General features: G+C 63.7%; 20 protein-coding genes. 15 read left to right on the top strand and 5 right to left on the bottom strand.

All coding sequences use genetic code 11. The features are described from left to right. Window positions 1–10: 10 nt before the first annotated feature. Window positions 11–541, bottom strand: coding sequence for a prolyl-tRNA synthetase associated domain-containing protein (locus AC2FMD_RS16025; RefSeq protein ID WP_496741995.1), 531 nt, complete (start codon window positions 539–541; stop codon window positions 11–13). A gap of 258 nt (window positions 542–799) precedes the next feature. On the opposite strand from AC2FMD_RS16025, the gene ffh reads away from it, so the two are divergent. From ffh to trmD, 10 genes are all read left to right on the top strand, one after another. Then, entirely contained in the window at window positions 800–2,308 is a 1,509-nt protein-coding gene (gene ffh, locus AC2FMD_RS16020; protein WP_496741997.1) for a signal recognition particle protein, read from the top strand. Continuing rightward, window positions 2,309–2,917, top strand: coding sequence for a GNAT family N-acetyltransferase (locus AC2FMD_RS16015; RefSeq protein ID WP_496711204.1), 609 nt, complete (start codon window positions 2,309–2,311; stop codon window positions 2,915–2,917). It abuts the gene before it with no gap. Then, window positions 2,914–3,465 carry a GNAT family N-acetyltransferase gene (locus AC2FMD_RS16010; RefSeq protein WP_496741999.1) on the top strand — a complete coding sequence of 184 codons (552 nt, stop codon included), beginning with the start codon at window positions 2,914–2,916 and terminating at the stop codon, window positions 3,463–3,465. Before AC2FMD_RS16015 ends, AC2FMD_RS16010 begins: the two co-directional genes overlap by 4 nt. Further along, complete coding sequence (locus AC2FMD_RS16005) at window positions 3,462–3,758, top strand: chorismate mutase (protein WP_005981236.1); 297 nt, start codon at window positions 3,462–3,464, stop codon at window positions 3,756–3,758. Before AC2FMD_RS16010 ends, AC2FMD_RS16005 begins: the two co-directional genes overlap by 4 nt. Before the next feature lie 70 nt (window positions 3,759–3,828). After that, window positions 3,829–4,206, top strand: a complete 378-nt coding sequence (gene rpsP / locus AC2FMD_RS16000) for a 30S ribosomal protein S16 (protein ID WP_496795242.1) — start codon at window positions 3,829–3,831, stop codon at window positions 4,204–4,206. Between the two features lie 12 nt (window positions 4,207–4,218). Next, entirely contained in the window at window positions 4,219–4,854 is a 636-nt protein-coding gene (gene bluB, locus AC2FMD_RS15995; protein ID WP_496679362.1) for a 5,6-dimethylbenzimidazole synthase, read from the top strand. 6 nt (window positions 4,855–4,860) lie between these two features. Next, on the top strand, window positions 4,861–5,010 hold the full coding sequence (locus AC2FMD_RS15990; protein ID WP_496679363.1) for a hypothetical protein: 150 nt from the start codon (window positions 4,861–4,863) through the stop codon (window positions 5,008–5,010). Next, window positions 5,003–5,506, top strand: a complete 504-nt coding sequence (gene rimM, locus AC2FMD_RS15985) for a ribosome maturation factor RimM (RefSeq protein WP_496679364.1) — start codon at window positions 5,003–5,005, stop codon at window positions 5,504–5,506. The genes AC2FMD_RS15990 and rimM overlap by 8 nt, the downstream gene beginning before the upstream one ends. After that, a complete protein-coding gene (locus AC2FMD_RS15980) occupies window positions 5,506–6,321 on the top strand; it encodes a hypothetical protein (RefSeq protein WP_496711201.1) in 816 nt (271 codons plus the stop codon). Before rimM ends, AC2FMD_RS15980 begins: the two co-directional genes overlap by 1 nt. After that, window positions 6,318–7,121 carry a tRNA (guanosine(37)-N1)-methyltransferase TrmD gene (gene trmD, locus AC2FMD_RS15975; RefSeq protein WP_496742001.1) on the top strand — a complete coding sequence of 268 codons (804 nt, stop codon included), beginning with the start codon at window positions 6,318–6,320 and terminating at the stop codon, window positions 7,119–7,121. The genes AC2FMD_RS15980 and trmD overlap by 4 nt, the downstream gene beginning before the upstream one ends. Here trmD and AC2FMD_RS15970 read toward each other — a convergent pair. Continuing rightward, window positions 7,118–7,921: a glycoside hydrolase family 25 protein gene (locus tag AC2FMD_RS15970; RefSeq protein WP_496679369.1), complete on the bottom strand. Its 804-nt coding sequence runs from the start codon at window positions 7,919–7,921 to the stop codon at window positions 7,118–7,120. The genes trmD and AC2FMD_RS15970 overlap by 4 nt on opposite strands. 380 nt (window positions 7,922–8,301) lie before the next feature. On the opposite strand from AC2FMD_RS15970, the gene rplS reads away from it, so the two are divergent. Both rplS and rpmE read left to right on the top strand, forming a co-directional pair. Continuing rightward, window positions 8,302–8,691, top strand: a complete 390-nt coding sequence (gene rplS / locus AC2FMD_RS15965; RefSeq protein ID WP_496679371.1) for a 50S ribosomal protein L19 — start codon at window positions 8,302–8,304, stop codon at window positions 8,689–8,691. Between the two features lie 11 nt (window positions 8,692–8,702). After that, on the top strand, window positions 8,703–8,924 hold the full coding sequence (gene rpmE / locus AC2FMD_RS15960; protein ID WP_496679373.1) for a 50S ribosomal protein L31: 222 nt from the start codon (window positions 8,703–8,705) through the stop codon (window positions 8,922–8,924). Between the two features lie 59 nt (window positions 8,925–8,983). Here rpmE and AC2FMD_RS15955 read toward each other — a convergent pair whose 3' ends face one another. Further along, window positions 8,984–9,301 carry a Dabb family protein gene (locus tag AC2FMD_RS15955; RefSeq protein ID WP_496795241.1) on the bottom strand — a complete coding sequence of 106 codons (318 nt, stop codon included), beginning with the start codon at window positions 9,299–9,301 and terminating at the stop codon, window positions 8,984–8,986. A 188-nt stretch (window positions 9,302–9,489) separates the two neighbouring features. On the opposite strand from AC2FMD_RS15955, the gene AC2FMD_RS15950 reads away from it, so the two are divergent. Then, entirely contained in the window at window positions 9,490–10,299 is an 810-nt protein-coding gene (locus tag AC2FMD_RS15950) for a division plane positioning ATPase MipZ (RefSeq protein ID WP_496679377.1), read from the top strand. Here the strand turns inward: AC2FMD_RS15950 and AC2FMD_RS15945 are convergent. Continuing rightward, window positions 10,296–11,528 (bottom strand): adenylate/guanylate cyclase domain-containing protein, encoded by a 1,233-nt coding sequence (locus AC2FMD_RS15945; RefSeq protein WP_496688736.1) that lies wholly within the window; start codon window positions 11,526–11,528, stop codon window positions 10,296–10,298. The genes AC2FMD_RS15950 and AC2FMD_RS15945 overlap by 4 nt on opposite strands. A 60-nt stretch (window positions 11,529–11,588) precedes the next feature. Continuing rightward, on the bottom strand, window positions 11,589–12,041 hold the full coding sequence (locus tag AC2FMD_RS15940) for a MarR family winged helix-turn-helix transcriptional regulator (protein ID WP_496711197.1): 453 nt from the start codon (window positions 12,039–12,041) through the stop codon (window positions 11,589–11,591). Window positions 12,042–12,097: 56 nt separating this feature from the next. On the opposite strand from AC2FMD_RS15940, the gene hmgA reads away from it, so the two are divergent. Continuing rightward, on the top strand, window positions 12,098–13,453 hold the full coding sequence (gene hmgA, locus AC2FMD_RS15935) for a homogentisate 1,2-dioxygenase (protein WP_149776335.1): 1,356 nt from the start codon (window positions 12,098–12,100) through the stop codon (window positions 13,451–13,453). Between the two features lie 42 nt (window positions 13,454–13,495). After that, window positions 13,496–14,752: a fumarylacetoacetase gene (gene fahA, locus AC2FMD_RS15930; protein WP_496742005.1), complete on the top strand. Its 1,257-nt coding sequence runs from the start codon at window positions 13,496–13,498 to the stop codon at window positions 14,750–14,752. The last annotated feature ends 1 nt before the right edge of the window (window position 14,753 follow it).

The raw sequence follows: 14,753 nt of genomic DNA, 5'->3' as shown, positions 1-14,753 counted from the left end.
GGCGCGCCTTTCAGGGCAGCCAGGTGACCTCGCACCCGATCCGGTCGAAGAAGGCCATCAAGTCGTCGCGCGCCATGGCCACCGTCCGGTCGTTGACCAGCGGATGCATATAGATCACGTCCACGCGCTGCGCCGCGTCGTCCATGAAGAACCGTACACCGTTGCCGACACCGTTGATCATCGCCAGCGGGCTGACCGCGCCAGGACGAATGCCAAGGTTCTGCATCAGCCGATCCGCCGACCCGAAGGTCAGGTTGCCCACCCCCAGTTCGGAGCCCAGCGCCTTGAGGTCGATCTCGCAGCTTTGTTCCAGCGTCACCAGGTAGTTCCGCTTTTTCTTGTCGCGCAGATACAGGTTTTTGAGTCGCAATGCGTTTTCGCCCGGAACCATGAACTGATCCTCGACCGCCTTCGACTCTTCGACCGTCCGTAGCGGGACGTGGCTGTGCAGGCGATAGGGCAGCCCCCAATCGTCCAGCTGCGCCAGCAGTGCATCGGAACTGAGTGGCAATGTGTCCTGAAAGGCGGATGAGGCGTCCATGGTCTTCTCCCGAATATCGCGCCAGTCATGGCCGACGGGGCAAGACGATGCAACCCGGCAAGCGCGGATGGTTGACACAGGCAGCCAATGGGCCTAAACGCCAACGCAAAATCCGGAAGCGTCTGTTCTTCCGGTCCCTTGAGTCGTTCAGGGATCGCCCCCCACCAGCGAGTTTCGCCCGTGGGGGCGTTTGTGCATTGACTCGTCCGCCCCTATCTATGGGGCGCCAACCGACAACCGGCGAAGGAGGCCGAAGGCATGTTTGAAAATCTATCCGAACGCCTCTCTGGCGTCTTTGACCGGCTGACCAAACAGGGCGCCCTGTCCGAGGAAGACGTCAAGACCGCCCTGCGCGAGGTTCGCGTGGCGCTGCTTGAGGCTGACGTTTCGCTGCCGGTGGCGCGTGCGTTCGTCAAGAGGGTGCAGGAACAGGCGACCGGCCAGGCGGTGACCAAGTCGATTACGCCGGGCCAGCAGGTCGTCAAGATCGTGCATGATGCGCTGGTCGATACCCTGCGCGGCGAGGAAGACCCCGGCAAGCTGAAAATCGACAACCCGCCCGCGCCGATCCTGATGGTCGGCCTGCAGGGCTCGGGTAAAACCACCACCACCGGCAAGCTGGCGAAACGCCTGAAAGAAAAAGAGGGCAAGAAGGTCCTGATGGCCTCGCTGGACGTCTACCGCCCGGCGGCGATGGACCAGCTGGCGGTTCTGGGCACTCAGATCGGGGTGGACACCCTGCCGATCGTGCCGGGGCAGAAACCGGTGGATATCGCCAAGCGCGCCAAACAGCAGGCCACGCTGGGCGGCTATGACGTCTACATGCTGGATACCGCGGGCCGTCTGCATATCGACGAAGTCCTGATGGACGAGGTCGAGCAGGTCCGCAACGTGGTCGACCCGCGCGAGACCCTGCTGGTGGTTGACGGCCTGACCGGTCAGGTCGCCGTAGAGGTCGCCGAGGAGTTCGACGCCAAGGTCGGCATCACGGGCGTGGTCCTGACCCGGATGGACGGTGACGGCCGCGGCGGCGCGGCGCTGTCGATGCGCGCAGTGACCGGCAAGCCCATCCGCTTCGTCGGTCTGGGCGAGAAGATGGATGCGCTGGAAACCTTCGAGCCCGACCGCATCGCGGGCCGTATTCTGGGCATGGGCGACATCGTGGCCCTGGTCGAAAAAGCCCAGGAGACCATGGAGCTCGAGCAGACCGAGCGCATGATGAAGCGCATGATGAAGGGTCAGTTCAACATGAACGACCTGAAGATGCAGCTGGAACAGATGATCCAGATGGGCGGCATGCAAGGCCTGATGGGCATGATGCCGGGCATGGGCAAGATGGCCAAGCAGATGGATCAGGCCGGGTTGGACGACCGGATCCTGCGCCAGCAGATCGCCATGATCCAGTCGATGACCAAGAAGGAACGCGCCAACCCCGCGCTGCTGCAGGCCAGCCGCAAGAAACGCATCGCGGCCGGTTCGGGCATGGAGGTCAGCGACGTCAACAAGCTGCTCAAGATGCACCGGCAGATGTCGGACATGATGAAGAAGATGGGCAAGATGGGCAAAGGCAAGATGCTGAAACAGGCCATGAAGGGCATGTTCGGCAAAGGCGGGCCCAGCCCCGAGGAAATGGCCGCCGGCATGGACCCCAAGGCGCTGGAAGCCGCGGCCAAGGCGATGGGCGGCAAGGTGCCCGGCGGCATGCCCGGCATGGGCGGCGGCATGGCCCTGCCCCCCGGCCTGAGCGGATTCGGAAAGAAGAAGTAAGTGACCGCGCCCGTCGCATATCCCTGGGAGGCTCCGGCCTCCGGCCCCGCTGCCGCCCTGTCGGCGCGGCTGGCGGCGGACTTGCCGCAGCTGGAGACCGCGCGGCTTGTGCTGCGCGCGCCGCGGATCGGGGATTTCGACACTTATGCCGACATCCTGACGTCGAACCGCGCCGAACACATGGACGGCCCGTTTGACCGGCAAGCGGCCTGGCTGGATTTCACGCAATACGTTGCTGGATGGCTGCTGCGTGGCGCGGGAATGTGGGCCATCGAGGACCGCGCGGGCGGTCAGGTTCTGGGCTTCGTGTCAATCGGCATGGAATTCGGCGACCGCGAGCACGAGTTGGGCTATTTGCTGACCGAAGCCGCCGAAGGGCGTGGCATCGCAACCGAAGCGGCCGAAGCCGCCCGCGACTTTGCACTGGGTCCGCAGGCCCTGCCGTCACTGGTCAGCTATGTAGACCACGACAACGCGGCCTCGGCCCGCGTGGCCGAGCGTCTGGGCGCCCAGCGCGACCTGCAGGCCGAGGCCGGGTTCGGCGAGCCGGTTCTGGTCTATCGCCACCTGCCCGGCGACGGCGATGGCGGGATGGAGGCCTACGCATGACGACCTTCGCCATCCCAACCCTTGAGACCAAGCGCCTCATCCTGCGGGCGCCGCATCTGGACGACCTGCCGGCCATGACCGCCTTCTACGCGACCGAGCGCAGCCACATGGTGGGCGGGCCAAGGGATGCGGCAGACTGCTGGAGCGTGCTGGCGAACCGTCTGGGCCACTGGGCACTTCGTGGCTATGGCCTGTGGCACCTGACCGAAAAGGCCAGCGGCGCTTTCGTGGGCTGGACCGGCATGATCGATGTACCGGGCTGGGACGAACCCGAGCTAGGATGGACCCTCATGGAACAGGCCGAGGGCAAGGGGCTGGGCTTCGAGGCCGCGCAGGCCGCCCGCGACCACGCGGCGCGCCATCAGGGACTGAACGGCGTCATCAGCTATATCGCCCACGCCAATGACCGTTCGCGCGCTCTGGCACAGCGCCTCGGCGCGACCTACGAGCGCGAGGGCGAAGTGCTGGGCAAGTCCGCACAGATCTGGCGGCACCCGAAACTCGACACGTCAACGACCGATCTGACCACCGAAAGGACCGGCCAATGAACAATCCCGTGACGCGGGCCGCGGCCTTGCTGAAAGACCACCGCGAAAGCATCGACCGGCTGGACGCGATCCTGGTCTATACGCTGGCCGAGCGGTTCAAGCACACCCAGGCCGTTGGCAAGCTCAAGGCCGAACACGACCTTCCCCCGTCCGATCCCTCGCGCGAGGCCGCGCAGATCGCACGGCTTGAAGACCTGGCGAAAGAGGCGGATCTGGACCCCGATTTTGCCAAGGCTTTCCTGAATTTCATCATTCAGGAAGTCATTCGACACCACAAGAAACACCAGAAGTGAACCCGAGGTTCAGCAAACACCAGAAATAGCCGGAGCAATCCGGCCAACGCCATCCAAAGGAGATACCACAATGGCAATGAAAATTCGTCTGGCCCGTGGCGGCTCGAAAAAGCGCCCCTTCTACCGCATCGTTGCAGCGGACAGCCGCATGCCGCGTGACGGCCGCTTCATCGAGAAGCTGGGCACCTACAACCCGCTGCTGCCGAAAGACAGCGAAGAGCGCGTGAAGATGAACATCGAGCGCATCCAGTACTGGCTGGACCAGGGCGCGCAGCCGACCGACCGGATCGCCCGCATGCTGGAAGCCGCCGGCGCCAAGGAGAAGACCGAGCGCAACAACCCCAAGAAGGGCACCCCTGGCAAGAAAGCCCAGGAGCGCGCCGAAGAGAAGGCCGCAAAGGCAGCCGAAGCCGCTGCTCCGGCAGAAGAAGCCGCTGCAGAAGAATAAACAGGCGGGCGCGTGCAGGATCAGGCTTTTACCGACGAGTTCCGCACGCAGTTCGATCTGTTGATGCGGCTCCGGCGCGACGTGCGCCGGTTCCGCACCGACGCGGTGGACGAGGCAGTGCTGACGCGCTGCCTCGACGCGTTTCAGCTGGCCCCTTCGGTGGGTCTGAGCGAACCCTGGCGCGTGATCCGCGTCGAAAGCGACGCGGCCCGTACCGCGGCGCTGGAGAATTTCAAGGCCGCCAATGACGCCGCGCTTGCGGGCTATTTCGGCGACCGGGCGCATCTGTACAGCCAGTTGAAGCTATCGGGTATGCAAGAGGCTCCGGTGCAGCTGGCGGTGTTCTGCGATGACGCCACCGACAAGGGCCAGGGGCTGGGCGCGGGCACCATGCCCGAAATGCGCCGCTATTCGGTGGTCTCGGCCGTCACTTTGTTTTGGCTGGCGCTGCGCGCGCATGGGATGGGGTTGGGCTGGGTTTCGATCCTCGATCCCGACCGGCTGGCCCGCGACCTGTCGGTGCCCGACGACTGGCGGCTGATCGGCTATTTCTGCGTGGGCTGGCCCGAGGAAAGCTCGGACACGCCCGAGCTGGAAACTCTGGGCTGGGAGTCCCGCCGCGGCAGCCTGCCGGTGGAAACGCGTTAGGATGCCATGTTCGGATTGATACGCCTTCCCATCCTGTTGCTGATCGCCTTTATTGTGGGCGTGTTCTTTGAACGCAGCAATCAACGCGAAGTCTGCGCCGAAATCGGCCGGTGGATGAACGGAACTTGTGTGACGACGGAAATGCCCAATGACTGATCTGATCTGTGTCGGCAGCATCGCCGGGTCCTTCGGCGTACGCGGCGAGGTCCGCCTGAAAAGCTATTGCGCGGTTCCCGAGGATATTGAGAACTACTCCCCCCTGACCGACGAGACCGGCACCGAGCGCTATCCGCTGATCATCACGCGCGCAATCAAGAACGGGTTTGCCGCGCGCTTGGGCGGGGTCGAGACCAAGGAGCAGGCTGACGCCCTGAAGGGGCTGCGCCTTTTTGCCCGGCGCGATCAGTTGCCGTCGCTGCCGGATGACGAATTCTATCACGCCGACCTGATCGGGCTTGAGGTCTATGACACCGGCGGCACCCTGCTGGGCAAGGTCAAGTCAGTGCAGAACCACGGCGCCGACGACCTGCTGGAACTGCACGGGCCGGGGCTGAAAACCACCGTTCTGCTGCCCTTCACAAAGGCGGCAGTACCCACGGTTGACCTTGAGGCCGGCCGCATCGTCGCCGACCCGCCCGAGGGGCTGCTGTGATGCGGCGCATCCTGCTGCATCTGGGCCTGCACAAGACGGGCACCACGGCGGCCCAGTCGTTTCTGTTCGAAAACCGCGAACTCATCTGGCCGCACCACGCGTTGGTGCTGCCCTATGTCACCCGCAAGCGCGGGTTGTCCGAGGCGGCCACCCGCCATTCGCTCTATGGCACGGTGGGCACGCTGGCCGAGTTCGGTTCGCAGTTTCATGCCCTTCTCGACTCGCTGGATTTCGGCGAAAAGCGCGGGCTGGTGCTGAGCGAGGAGAATTTCGCCGGGCTTCGGCCTAGTCGCAATCCGGCGGTGGGCTATGACGCGGCGCCCGAACTGGCGGCCTGCATCGTGGACATGGTGCGCAACCGGCTGGCGGGGGATCCGCTGGACATCACCGTCTATCTGTCGCTGCGCCAGCGCGGCAGCTGGCTGCGCAGCCTGTGGGCACACGACCTGCAGCGCACCCGGCTGGTTCTGGATTTCGACGCCTTCCGCGACAAGCTGGCCGACCTGCCCTCGCCCCAGCAAACCGCCGAGGCGATCCGTGACCGGCTGCCTTCGGTCCGGGTGCAGACGGAATGGCTGGAAGAACTGCGCGAACGCCCGTTTGGCCCCGGCACGCCCTTCGCCGAATTCCTGAACCTGCCGCGCGAAAAGGCCGCGCAGCTGATCACGCCGACCCGGTCCAACCCCGCCCTGCCCGAGGCCACGTTGAAGGCGATGCTGGATCTGAACCGATCGGGGCTGGACGAGGCGGCGCTGGTCCGGCAGAAGGCCCGCATCGTCGAAGACGCCCGGAACAGCCTGACCCCTCAGCCATGACGGACAAACCCGCCAAATCCCACGGCCGCAAGGCCATCCGCCCCACCCTGAAGCCGCGCGAGCTGTTGACGCCGACGCCGGACCTGTACGGCGTGTGGAAGGCCAAGGTGATCACGCTGTTCCCCTCGGCCTTTCCCGGTGTTCTGGGCGAAAGCCTGACCGGCAAGGCCCTGCAAGACGGGCTTTGGCAGCTGGAAACCGTCGATTTGCGACAGTTCGGCATCGGCAAGCATCGCAATGTCGACGACACGCCCGCAGGCGGCGGCGCCGGCATGGTGCTGCGCGCCGACGTGCTGGGCGCGGCGATCGAACACACGATGGACGGCGTGCAGGGCAACTGGCCGTTGGTCTATCTCAGCCCGCGCGGCCGCCGGATGGACCAGCGCATGATGCAGAATTTCGCCCGCTGCGACGGCCTGACCCTGCTGTGCGGCCGGTTCGAAGGCGTGGATGAACGGGTGCTGGAGCACTACGGCATCCAAGAGGTCTCGCTGGGCGATTTCGTGATGACCGGCGGCGAGATCGCCGCGCAGGCGCTGATCGACGCTACCGTCCGGCTGCTTCCCGGCGTTCTGGGCAACCAGGCCTCGGCCGAGGAGGAGAGCTTTGCCTCGGGGCTGCTGGAACACCCGCAATATACCCGCCCGGCCGAATGGAAAGGCCGCCCGATCCCCGAGGTCCTGATGTCGGGCCATCACGGCCGCATCGCCGAATGGCGGCAGCAGATGTCGGAAAAGATCACCCGCGAACGCCGCCCCGATCTTTGGGCCTCCTATCGCAAAAAACAGGGCGAGGACTAGGGCCTGCCGGCCTTCCACCGCGCCCACAGATCGGGCGAGCCGTTGAAGGCGTTGATGTCCACCCGCCCCTGCACGCCCGGTACAAGCCCGGTGCCCGTGTACTGCCAGAACCGCCAGACCGCCCGGGGATAGACATTGCGCGGATGCCCCGCGACCGAGCGCAGCCAGAACTCGGTCTTGGGCAGTCGGCCAATGCTAGTGTCCGCGTAGAAATCGACCGTGGTGTAGACGATCGGCCGGCGGCCGTAGTGACGTTCGAGGATATCAAGGAACCGCTGCGCCTCGGCCCGGACGGTTTTGCCGTCGGGGCGCAAGGTGCAGGTTTTCGAATGCGGCGTCCACTCCATGTCGAGCACATGCGGCAGGTCGGCCCCACGCGGCACGTTGCGGATGAACCATCGGGCCTGCTCGGCCGCCGGACGACAGAAATAGTAGTAGTGATAGGCGCCCCAGGGCACACCCGCCGCCGCCGCGCCGCTGCTGTGGTTTTCGAACATCGGGTCGGCCACGTCGCCGCCCTCGGTCGCCTTGATGAAGACAAAGCTGATGCCCGCGGCCTTGGCTTGGCGCCAGTCGATCTGGCCCTGCCAGCGCGACACGTCCAGCCCGTGAACGGGATAATGCTCTGGTCGGCGGCGGTCCCAGTCATGCGGATCGGCATCGGCAAAGGCTGGATACAGGGCCTGCGGCGCCGAGCGGTCGTACCCGGCCGGCAGGTCGGTCACCTGCGGCGCGGGCGTGCGGCGTCCGCAAGACAGCAGCAACAGGCCGATGGCCACACCGAGTATGACTTTGCGCATCCTATCGTCCTGCCTCAGATAACGTTGCCCGATTATCACCAGCATGCCTGAGTGCCCGAATATCGCAACATTTGCGTTCCACGGCGGCGGATTTTCACCGCTGCGCCAGTTAAACCCGGTGAATCGGGCTTGATCTACCTCCGCGAATTGCCTAAACGGGCGCAATCCGGTGGCGCCCTGCGGCGACTCCGGTGTTTTGGTTTGTGTCGCAGGATCGCACCCGGCTTTCTTCGGATCGGGGAAGCTGCACACGAAACCGCACGAAAGGAACAGTCGACCTGATCTCTGGCGGGCTGCGCAAGCGGGACCCGGGGAAGACCAAGAGCTCTCGGGCCGTGCCAACTTCGTGGACCAACCACGAGCAGATAGGAGTACCTGCGATGGACCTGATCGCACAGCTTGAGGCGGAACAGATTGCCGCCCTGGGGAAAGAGATCCCCGATTTCAAAGCCGGTGACACCATCCGTGTCGGCTACAAGGTGACCGAAGGCTCGCGCACCCGCGTGCAAAACTACGAAGGCGTCTGCATCGCGCGCAAGAACGGCAATGGCATTGCCGGTTCGTTCACCGTCCGCAAGATTTCGTTCGGCGAAGGCGTGGAACGCGTGTTCCCGCTGTATTCGACCAACATCGACAGCATCACCGTTGTCCGCCGCGGCCGCGTCCGTCGCGCCAAACTGTACTACCTGCGCTCGCGCCGCGGCAAATCGGCCCGGATCGCAGAGGTCACCAACTACAAGCCCAAGGCTGACGCCGAGGCCGAAGCGTAAGGAGCGGACCCATGAAAAAAGACATCCACCCCGATTACCACATCATCGACGTCAAGATGACCGACGGCACCGTGGTTCAGATGAAATCCACCTGGGGCGCCGAGGGCGACCAGCTGGCCCTGGAAATCGACCCGTCCTCGCACCCGGCTTGGACCGGCGGTTCGTCGCGCTTGATGGACGCGGGCGGCCGTGTGTCGAAATTCAAGAAGAAATACGAAGGTCTGGGCTTCTGATCCCACGCTATCGCGTTTCAAGGCCGTCCCGTCGGGACGGCCTTTTTTGTTTGTGTGGCTCAATTGTCGGGCACGTCCAGGTCGAACACGATGATCCCCTCGGCTCCATTCTCGCACAATGCACACAGTTGGCCGCCCAATTGCCGATGCACCGGATGTTCTGCATAGACACGCAGCGCCTCGGCATCGGCAAACCGGATCACGAAGCCGTCGCGCCAGGCCTGCGACTTGCCCTCGAAATCGCGGTTGGGGCCATAGTCGAACCCAATCGCGCCGGCCAACTCGGCGCACAAATCCGAGAGCCCTTGCACCACATCCCGCCGCGCCTGCTGCGACGTGTCGGTGCGAAAGGTGAAGAAAACGCAGTGCAGGATCATCGGCCGTCCCTTTCTCTGACGCGCGGGTGGTCGGGTCGTCTTCGGTGGTCCAAGGCGTCCGCCCCCAAATGACAGTGCCTGATCTTGACGCAGGAAGCCGATTCGACCGCTTTCCTTTGGCGCACACACAACATATAGTGGCTGCAAACAACGTGTAGTCAAACACGACGGAACCGGGGAACACTGGCATGGCACATATCATCGTGGTGGGGAACGAAAAGGGCGGCGCAGGCAAATCGACCGTCTCCATGCATGTTGCCACCGCGCTGGCGCGGCTGGGACACAAGGTCAGCACGCTGGATCTGGATCTGCGGCAGCGCAGCCTGGGCCGGTATTTCGAGAACCGGCGCAATTTTATGGCCAACGAGCATCTGGACCTGCCCAGCCCGCGCCACCACGACCTGCCCGAGATCGACGCAAGCAAGCTCAAACCCGGCGAGAATATCTATGACCACCGCCTGTCCGCCGCCGTGGCCGAGCTGGAAAGCGACAGCGATTTTATCCTGATCGACTGCCCCGGGTCACACACAAGGCTTAGCCAGGTGGCCCATTCGCTGGCCGACACGCTGATCACGCCGCTGAACGACAGTTTCATTGATTTCGACCTTCTGGCGCGGATCGATTCGAAGGGCGAAAAGATCCTCGGCCCCTCGGTCTATTCCGAGATGGTGTGGAACGCCCGGCAACTTCGGGCGCAGGCTGGGCTGAAGCCCATAGACTGGGTCGTGGTGCGCAACCGCGTGGGCACCCAGCGCATGGTCAACAAGGAAAAGATGCAGCGCGCCATCGAGATGCTGTCGAAACGGATTGGCTTCCGCGTTGCCTCGGGCTTTTCCGAGCGTGTGATCTTTCGCGAACTGTTCCCGCGCGGGCTGACTCTGCTGGACCTCAAGGATGTCGGGGTGAAACAGCTCAACATCTCGAATATCGCCGCCCGGCAGGAGCTGCGCGACATGATGCGCGAACTGAATTTGCCGGGGGTCGAGATCGATTTCTAAGCCGTCGGCGCGTAGATCGTGAACAGCTCTTTGGGCTCGGGAACGCCGCGCAGCATGTAGCGCCCGACCGAGATCAGTTCCTGTTCGCAGGGCTGAGCGGCGCGGGCAACGTCATCCGAGATCAAGATACGCCGGTCTAGCGACCGGTGCATGCCTGCGATGCGCGCAGCCTGGTTCACTGCTGGTCCGATCACGGTGAAATCCAGCCGGCTTTCAGCGCCAATATTGCCATACAGGATTTCGCCCGAATGCAGGGCAAGGGTGAAATTGGCGATCGGTAAGCCGGCAGCAGCCCGTTCCGCGTTGAGCACCGCAATGCGCTCTTGCAGAACAGTCACAGCGGCCAGCGCGGCGCGGGCGTCCTCGTCAATCTCGCCCACGTCGAACATGGCCATCAGACCGTCGCCCATGAATTTAAGGATATTGCCGCCACAGCCCTGAACGACCTCGACCGCCACGGCCAGATAGTCGTTCAGCATGGCGATGATGTCCGAGCCGGGAAGGCGTTCGGCTAGGCCAGTAAAGCCCTCGAGGTCGAAATTCCAGATCACGGCGTCGATCTGCTGCAACGATCCGCGCCGGATTTCCCCCGACAACACGCGCCGACCCGCATCCCCCCCCAAATAGACGCGCAGCAGATCCTGCGCCATTTTTCGGTTCGAGGCCGATTTTAAGGCCAGCCCCAGATGCGGCAGGGCATATCGGATCAGATCCAGGTGAATTTCCTCGAACCCCTCGGCATGGTCCGTCGTCCAGGACATCAGAACGCCCTCGGGCATCTGGTCCAGGGCAATCCGGTTTTCGGGCTCGACCTTCTGCAGAACCAGACCGGATGCAAAGTAATCGGTGGCGCCTTTCTGATGCAACTCGTTCAGAAACGGAAATCGGCTGGGTTCGTTTTGATCTTTCAACCTTTCACGCAGCTCCTTCGCCCCGCTCTGCAGCATCGCGTAGAGTGGGCTTGAAACCCACTGATCGGGCAATTCCTCGCGGTGCTCGTAATTCTCGACGCTGCCCCCTTCGTCCCGGTACCAGTTGAAGCCGGTGCCGCCATAAATGGGGTGATAGGCGCTCTGGGCGGCGTGAAACCGCATAAGGGGAACGCCCGCATCCACAAGCCGCAGGCAATAGCCTTCGAGTATTTCCGACTGTTCGGCCCCTTCCAGCCCCCGGTCCAGCAACCATCCAATCAGGTCATCGGCGCGGGCTTTGGGGTCGGTGGATGGCATCTTGGGGCTCCGTCTGGTCTGACCCCCCACTTGGGGGTTGCGGGGCCAGAATACCAGAGGTCAGTCCATCCCGGCCAGCCGCCGCAGCATCATCCGCAACAGCGCCGCCTCGCCCGTGGTGAACATGCCCGCCAGCCGGGCGTCATAGTCGCGGGCGATGTCGCGCAATTCGCGGTACACCGCCAGACCGGCGGGGGTCAGGGTCAGCCGCTCCATCCGGCGGTCGTTTTCGTCGCGGGTGCGCCGCAGGTATCGGCGCTGTTCCAGCTTATGCACCGCGCGGCTGATCTTGGTCTTGTGCATCTTGGCACGTTCCCCGATCTGTTTGGCGGTCATCTCTCCGTAGTTGCCCAGGTGGAATAACACGCGCCATTCGGTGCGCAGCATCCCATAGCGGTTCTTGTAGACCTTCTGAAAATCCAACGAGCTTTCCTCGGCCGCCTGGTTGAGCAGGAAGGGCAGGAAATTTCGCAGGTCGAAGTCATCTTTTTCGGAGGAATCTGGCTGTGTCATGGTTGTTAGTTACAAAATCAACTATTATCCGACAAGCAGCAAACGGAGGAACCCCGATGAATCGTCCGACTGACCCGCACGCTCTGACCCAAGCCAGCACGCCCGTTGGCACCCACGCAGGCTATATGCCCGGATTTGGAAATGACTTTGAAACCGAGGCGCTGCCGGGCGCACTGCCGCAGGGCATGAACAGCCCGCAGAAATGCAACTATGGCCTTTATGGCGAACAGCTCAGCGGCACCGCCTTCACCGCCAACCCGCCCGAGCGCACCTGGTGCTATCGCATCCGGCCGTCGGTCAAGCATTCGCACCGCTATGAAAAGATCGACCTGCCGTATTGGAAAAGCGCCCCGAATGTCGATCCGGACGTGATCAGCCTGGGCCAGTACCGCTGGGACGCGGTGCCCCATTCCGACCAACCGCTGACCTGGCTGACTGGCATGCGCACCATGACCACCGCCGGGGACGTGAACACCCAGGTCGGCATGGCCAGCCATATCTATCTGGTCACCGAATCGATGGTGGACGACTATTTCTTCTCGGCCGATTCCGAGCTGCTGGTGGTGCCGCAGGAAGGCCGGCTGCGCTTTGCGACCGAGTTGGGCATCATCGACCTGGAACCCAAGGAGATCGCCATCATCCCGCGCGGGCTGGTGTACCGGGTCGAGGTGCTGGAAGGCCCCTGCCGCGGCTTCGTCTGCGAGAACTACGGCCAGAAATTCGAGCTGCCGGGCCGCGGCCCGATCGGCGCAAACTGCATGGCCAACCCGCGCGACTTCAAGGCGCCCGTGGCCGCGTTCGAAGATCGCGAAGTGCCCTCGACCGTGACGATCAAGTGGTGCGGCCAGTTCCACACCACCAAGATCGGCCACAGCCCGCTGGACGTGGTGGCCTGGCACGGCAACTACGCGCCGTACAAATACGACCTGCGCACCTATTGCCCGGTCGGAGCCATCCTGTTCGACCACCCCGATCCGTCAATCTTTACCGTGCTGACCGCGCCTTCGGGCGTACCGGGCACGGCCAATATCGATTTCGTCCTGTTCCGCGAACGCTGGATGGTGATGGAGGACACGTTCCGCCCGCCGTGGTACCACAAGAACATCATGTCCGAGCTGATGGGCAATATCTATGGCCAGTACGACGCCAAGCCGCAGGGCTTCGTGCCGGGCGGCATGAGCCTGCACAATATGATGATCCCGCATGGCCCCGACAAGGAAGCCTTTGAAAAGGCGTCCAACGCCAATCTGGGGCCGGACAAGTTGGACAACACCATGTCCTTCATGTTCGAGACCCGCTTCCCGCAGCACCTGACCGCCTTTGCCGCGAACGAGGCGCCGCTGCAGGATGACTACATCGATTGCTGGACGGACCTGGAAAAGAAATTCGACGGCACGCCCGGCAAGAAATGACACCGGTGGCCCCACGGCCACCGCACCGCACAAGGAAACGCAATGCCTTTGATGAAATCTTGGGTGGCCTCGGCCAATGACGCGAACCACCCTTTTCCGCTGAACAACCTGCCTTATGGCGTCTTTTCGACCGCAGGGTCCGAGCCGCGCTGCGGTGTGGCCATCGGGGACATGATCCTTGACGTGTCCGCCGCCGAGGCCGAAGGGCTGATTACGCTGGGCGACGAGCCGCTGTTCGACCTGCCCTTCTGGAACCCGCTGATGGAACAGGGGCCGGCCGTCTGGGCCGCGCTGCGCGAGCGGCTGACCGCCATGCTGGCGAAGGGGTCGAAAGAACAGGACAAGGTCGAACCGCTGCTGGTTCCGCAAGCCGAGGCCCAACTGCACATGCCCTTTGCCGTCAGCGAATACACCGATTTCTACGCGGGCAAGCACCACGCCATGAACGTCGGCACCATGTTCCGCGGGCCGGAAAACGCACTGCCGCCGAACTGGCTGCACATCCCAATCGGCTACAACGGCCGCGCCTCGTCGGTGGTGGTCTCGGGCACCGATATCCGCCGCCCCTGGGGGCAGTTGAAATCGCCCGACCAAGATCGCCCCGCCTTCCTGCCCAGCCGTCGTTTCGACATCGAGCTGGAGATGGGCGCCATCGTCGGCACCCCGTCCGACGGCCCTATCACGGTGCAGGAGGCCGACGACCACATCTTTGGCTATGTCCTGTTGAACGACTGGTCGGCGCGCGACATCCAGGCCTGGGAATACCAGCCGCTTGGCCCGTTCCAGGCCAAGGCCACCGCCACCTCGATTTCCCCGTGGATCGTGACCAAGGCAGCGCTGGACCCCTTCCGCTGCGACACGCCCGCGCGCGAGGTCGAACTGCTGGATCACCTCAAGGATTGCGGTCCGATGCTCTATGACATCGAGCTGGAGGTGACGATGGCGCCCCCGGGCAAACCGGCGACCACCATCGCCCGCACCAACTACAAGGAAATGTATTATTCCTCGGCGCAGCAACTGGCGCACCACACCACTTCGGGCTGCCCGATGAACGTGGGCGACCTGCTCGGCTCGGGCACCATCTCGGGGCCGACGAAGGACAGCCGCGGCTCATTGCTGGAACTCAGCTGGGGCGGCAAGGAGCCGATCACGCTGGAGACCGGAGAAACCCGCAGCTTCATCGAGGACGGCGACACGCTGACCCTCAAAGGCGCCGCCCGGGGCGACGGCTACACGATCGGCTTCGGCGACTGCACCGGCACGGTGCTGCCCGCCCTTGAAGACCCATACGCACGATAAG

It is taken from the genome of Ruegeria sp. BHSC276, from assembly GCF_059612945.1.
Note: the sequence above shows the minus strand (reverse complement) of the source record. Positions and strands in the feature narration are given on the sequence as shown.

What these genes read in the sequence shown, in the direction of transcription:
- AC2FMD_RS16025 (WP_496741995.1), bottom strand. Translation starts at nt 541, where the DNA reads ATGGACGCCTCATCCGCCTTTCAGGACACATTGCCACTCAGTTCCGAT.
- ffh (WP_496741997.1), top strand. Translation starts at nt 800, where the DNA reads ATGTTTGAAAATCTATCCGAACGCCTCTCTGGCGTCTTTGACCGGCTG.
- AC2FMD_RS16010 (WP_496741999.1), top strand. Translation starts at nt 2,914, where the DNA reads ATGACGACCTTCGCCATCCCAACCCTTGAGACCAAGCGCCTCATCCTG.
- AC2FMD_RS16005 (WP_005981236.1), top strand. Translation starts at nt 3,462, where the DNA reads ATGAACAATCCCGTGACGCGGGCCGCGGCCTTGCTGAAAGACCACCGC.
- rpsP (WP_496795242.1), top strand. Translation starts at nt 3,829, where the DNA reads ATGGCAATGAAAATTCGTCTGGCCCGTGGCGGCTCGAAAAAGCGCCCC.
- AC2FMD_RS15990 (WP_496679363.1), top strand. Translation starts at nt 4,861, where the DNA reads ATGTTCGGATTGATACGCCTTCCCATCCTGTTGCTGATCGCCTTTATT.
- rimM (WP_496679364.1), top strand. Translation starts at nt 5,003, where the DNA reads ATGACTGATCTGATCTGTGTCGGCAGCATCGCCGGGTCCTTCGGCGTA.
- AC2FMD_RS15980 (WP_496711201.1), top strand. Translation starts at nt 5,506, where the DNA reads ATGCGGCGCATCCTGCTGCATCTGGGCCTGCACAAGACGGGCACCACG.
- trmD (WP_496742001.1), top strand. Translation starts at nt 6,318, where the DNA reads ATGACGGACAAACCCGCCAAATCCCACGGCCGCAAGGCCATCCGCCCC.
- AC2FMD_RS15970 (WP_496679369.1), bottom strand. Translation starts at nt 7,921, where the DNA reads ATGCGCAAAGTCATACTCGGTGTGGCCATCGGCCTGTTGCTGCTGTCT.
- rplS (WP_496679371.1), top strand. Translation starts at nt 8,302, where the DNA reads ATGGACCTGATCGCACAGCTTGAGGCGGAACAGATTGCCGCCCTGGGG.
- rpmE (WP_496679373.1), top strand. Translation starts at nt 8,703, where the DNA reads ATGAAAAAAGACATCCACCCCGATTACCACATCATCGACGTCAAGATG.
- AC2FMD_RS15955 (WP_496795241.1), bottom strand. Translation starts at nt 9,301, where the DNA reads ATGATCCTGCACTGCGTTTTCTTCACCTTTCGCACCGACACGTCGCAG.
- AC2FMD_RS15950 (WP_496679377.1), top strand. Translation starts at nt 9,490, where the DNA reads ATGGCACATATCATCGTGGTGGGGAACGAAAAGGGCGGCGCAGGCAAA.
- AC2FMD_RS15945 (WP_496688736.1), bottom strand. Translation starts at nt 11,528, where the DNA reads ATGCCATCCACCGACCCCAAAGCCCGCGCCGATGACCTGATTGGATGG.
- AC2FMD_RS15940 (WP_496711197.1), bottom strand. Translation starts at nt 12,041, where the DNA reads ATGACACAGCCAGATTCCTCCGAAAAAGATGACTTCGACCTGCGAAAT.
- hmgA (WP_149776335.1), top strand. Translation starts at nt 12,098, where the DNA reads ATGAATCGTCCGACTGACCCGCACGCTCTGACCCAAGCCAGCACGCCC.
- fahA (WP_496742005.1), top strand. Translation starts at nt 13,496, where the DNA reads ATGCCTTTGATGAAATCTTGGGTGGCCTCGGCCAATGACGCGAACCAC.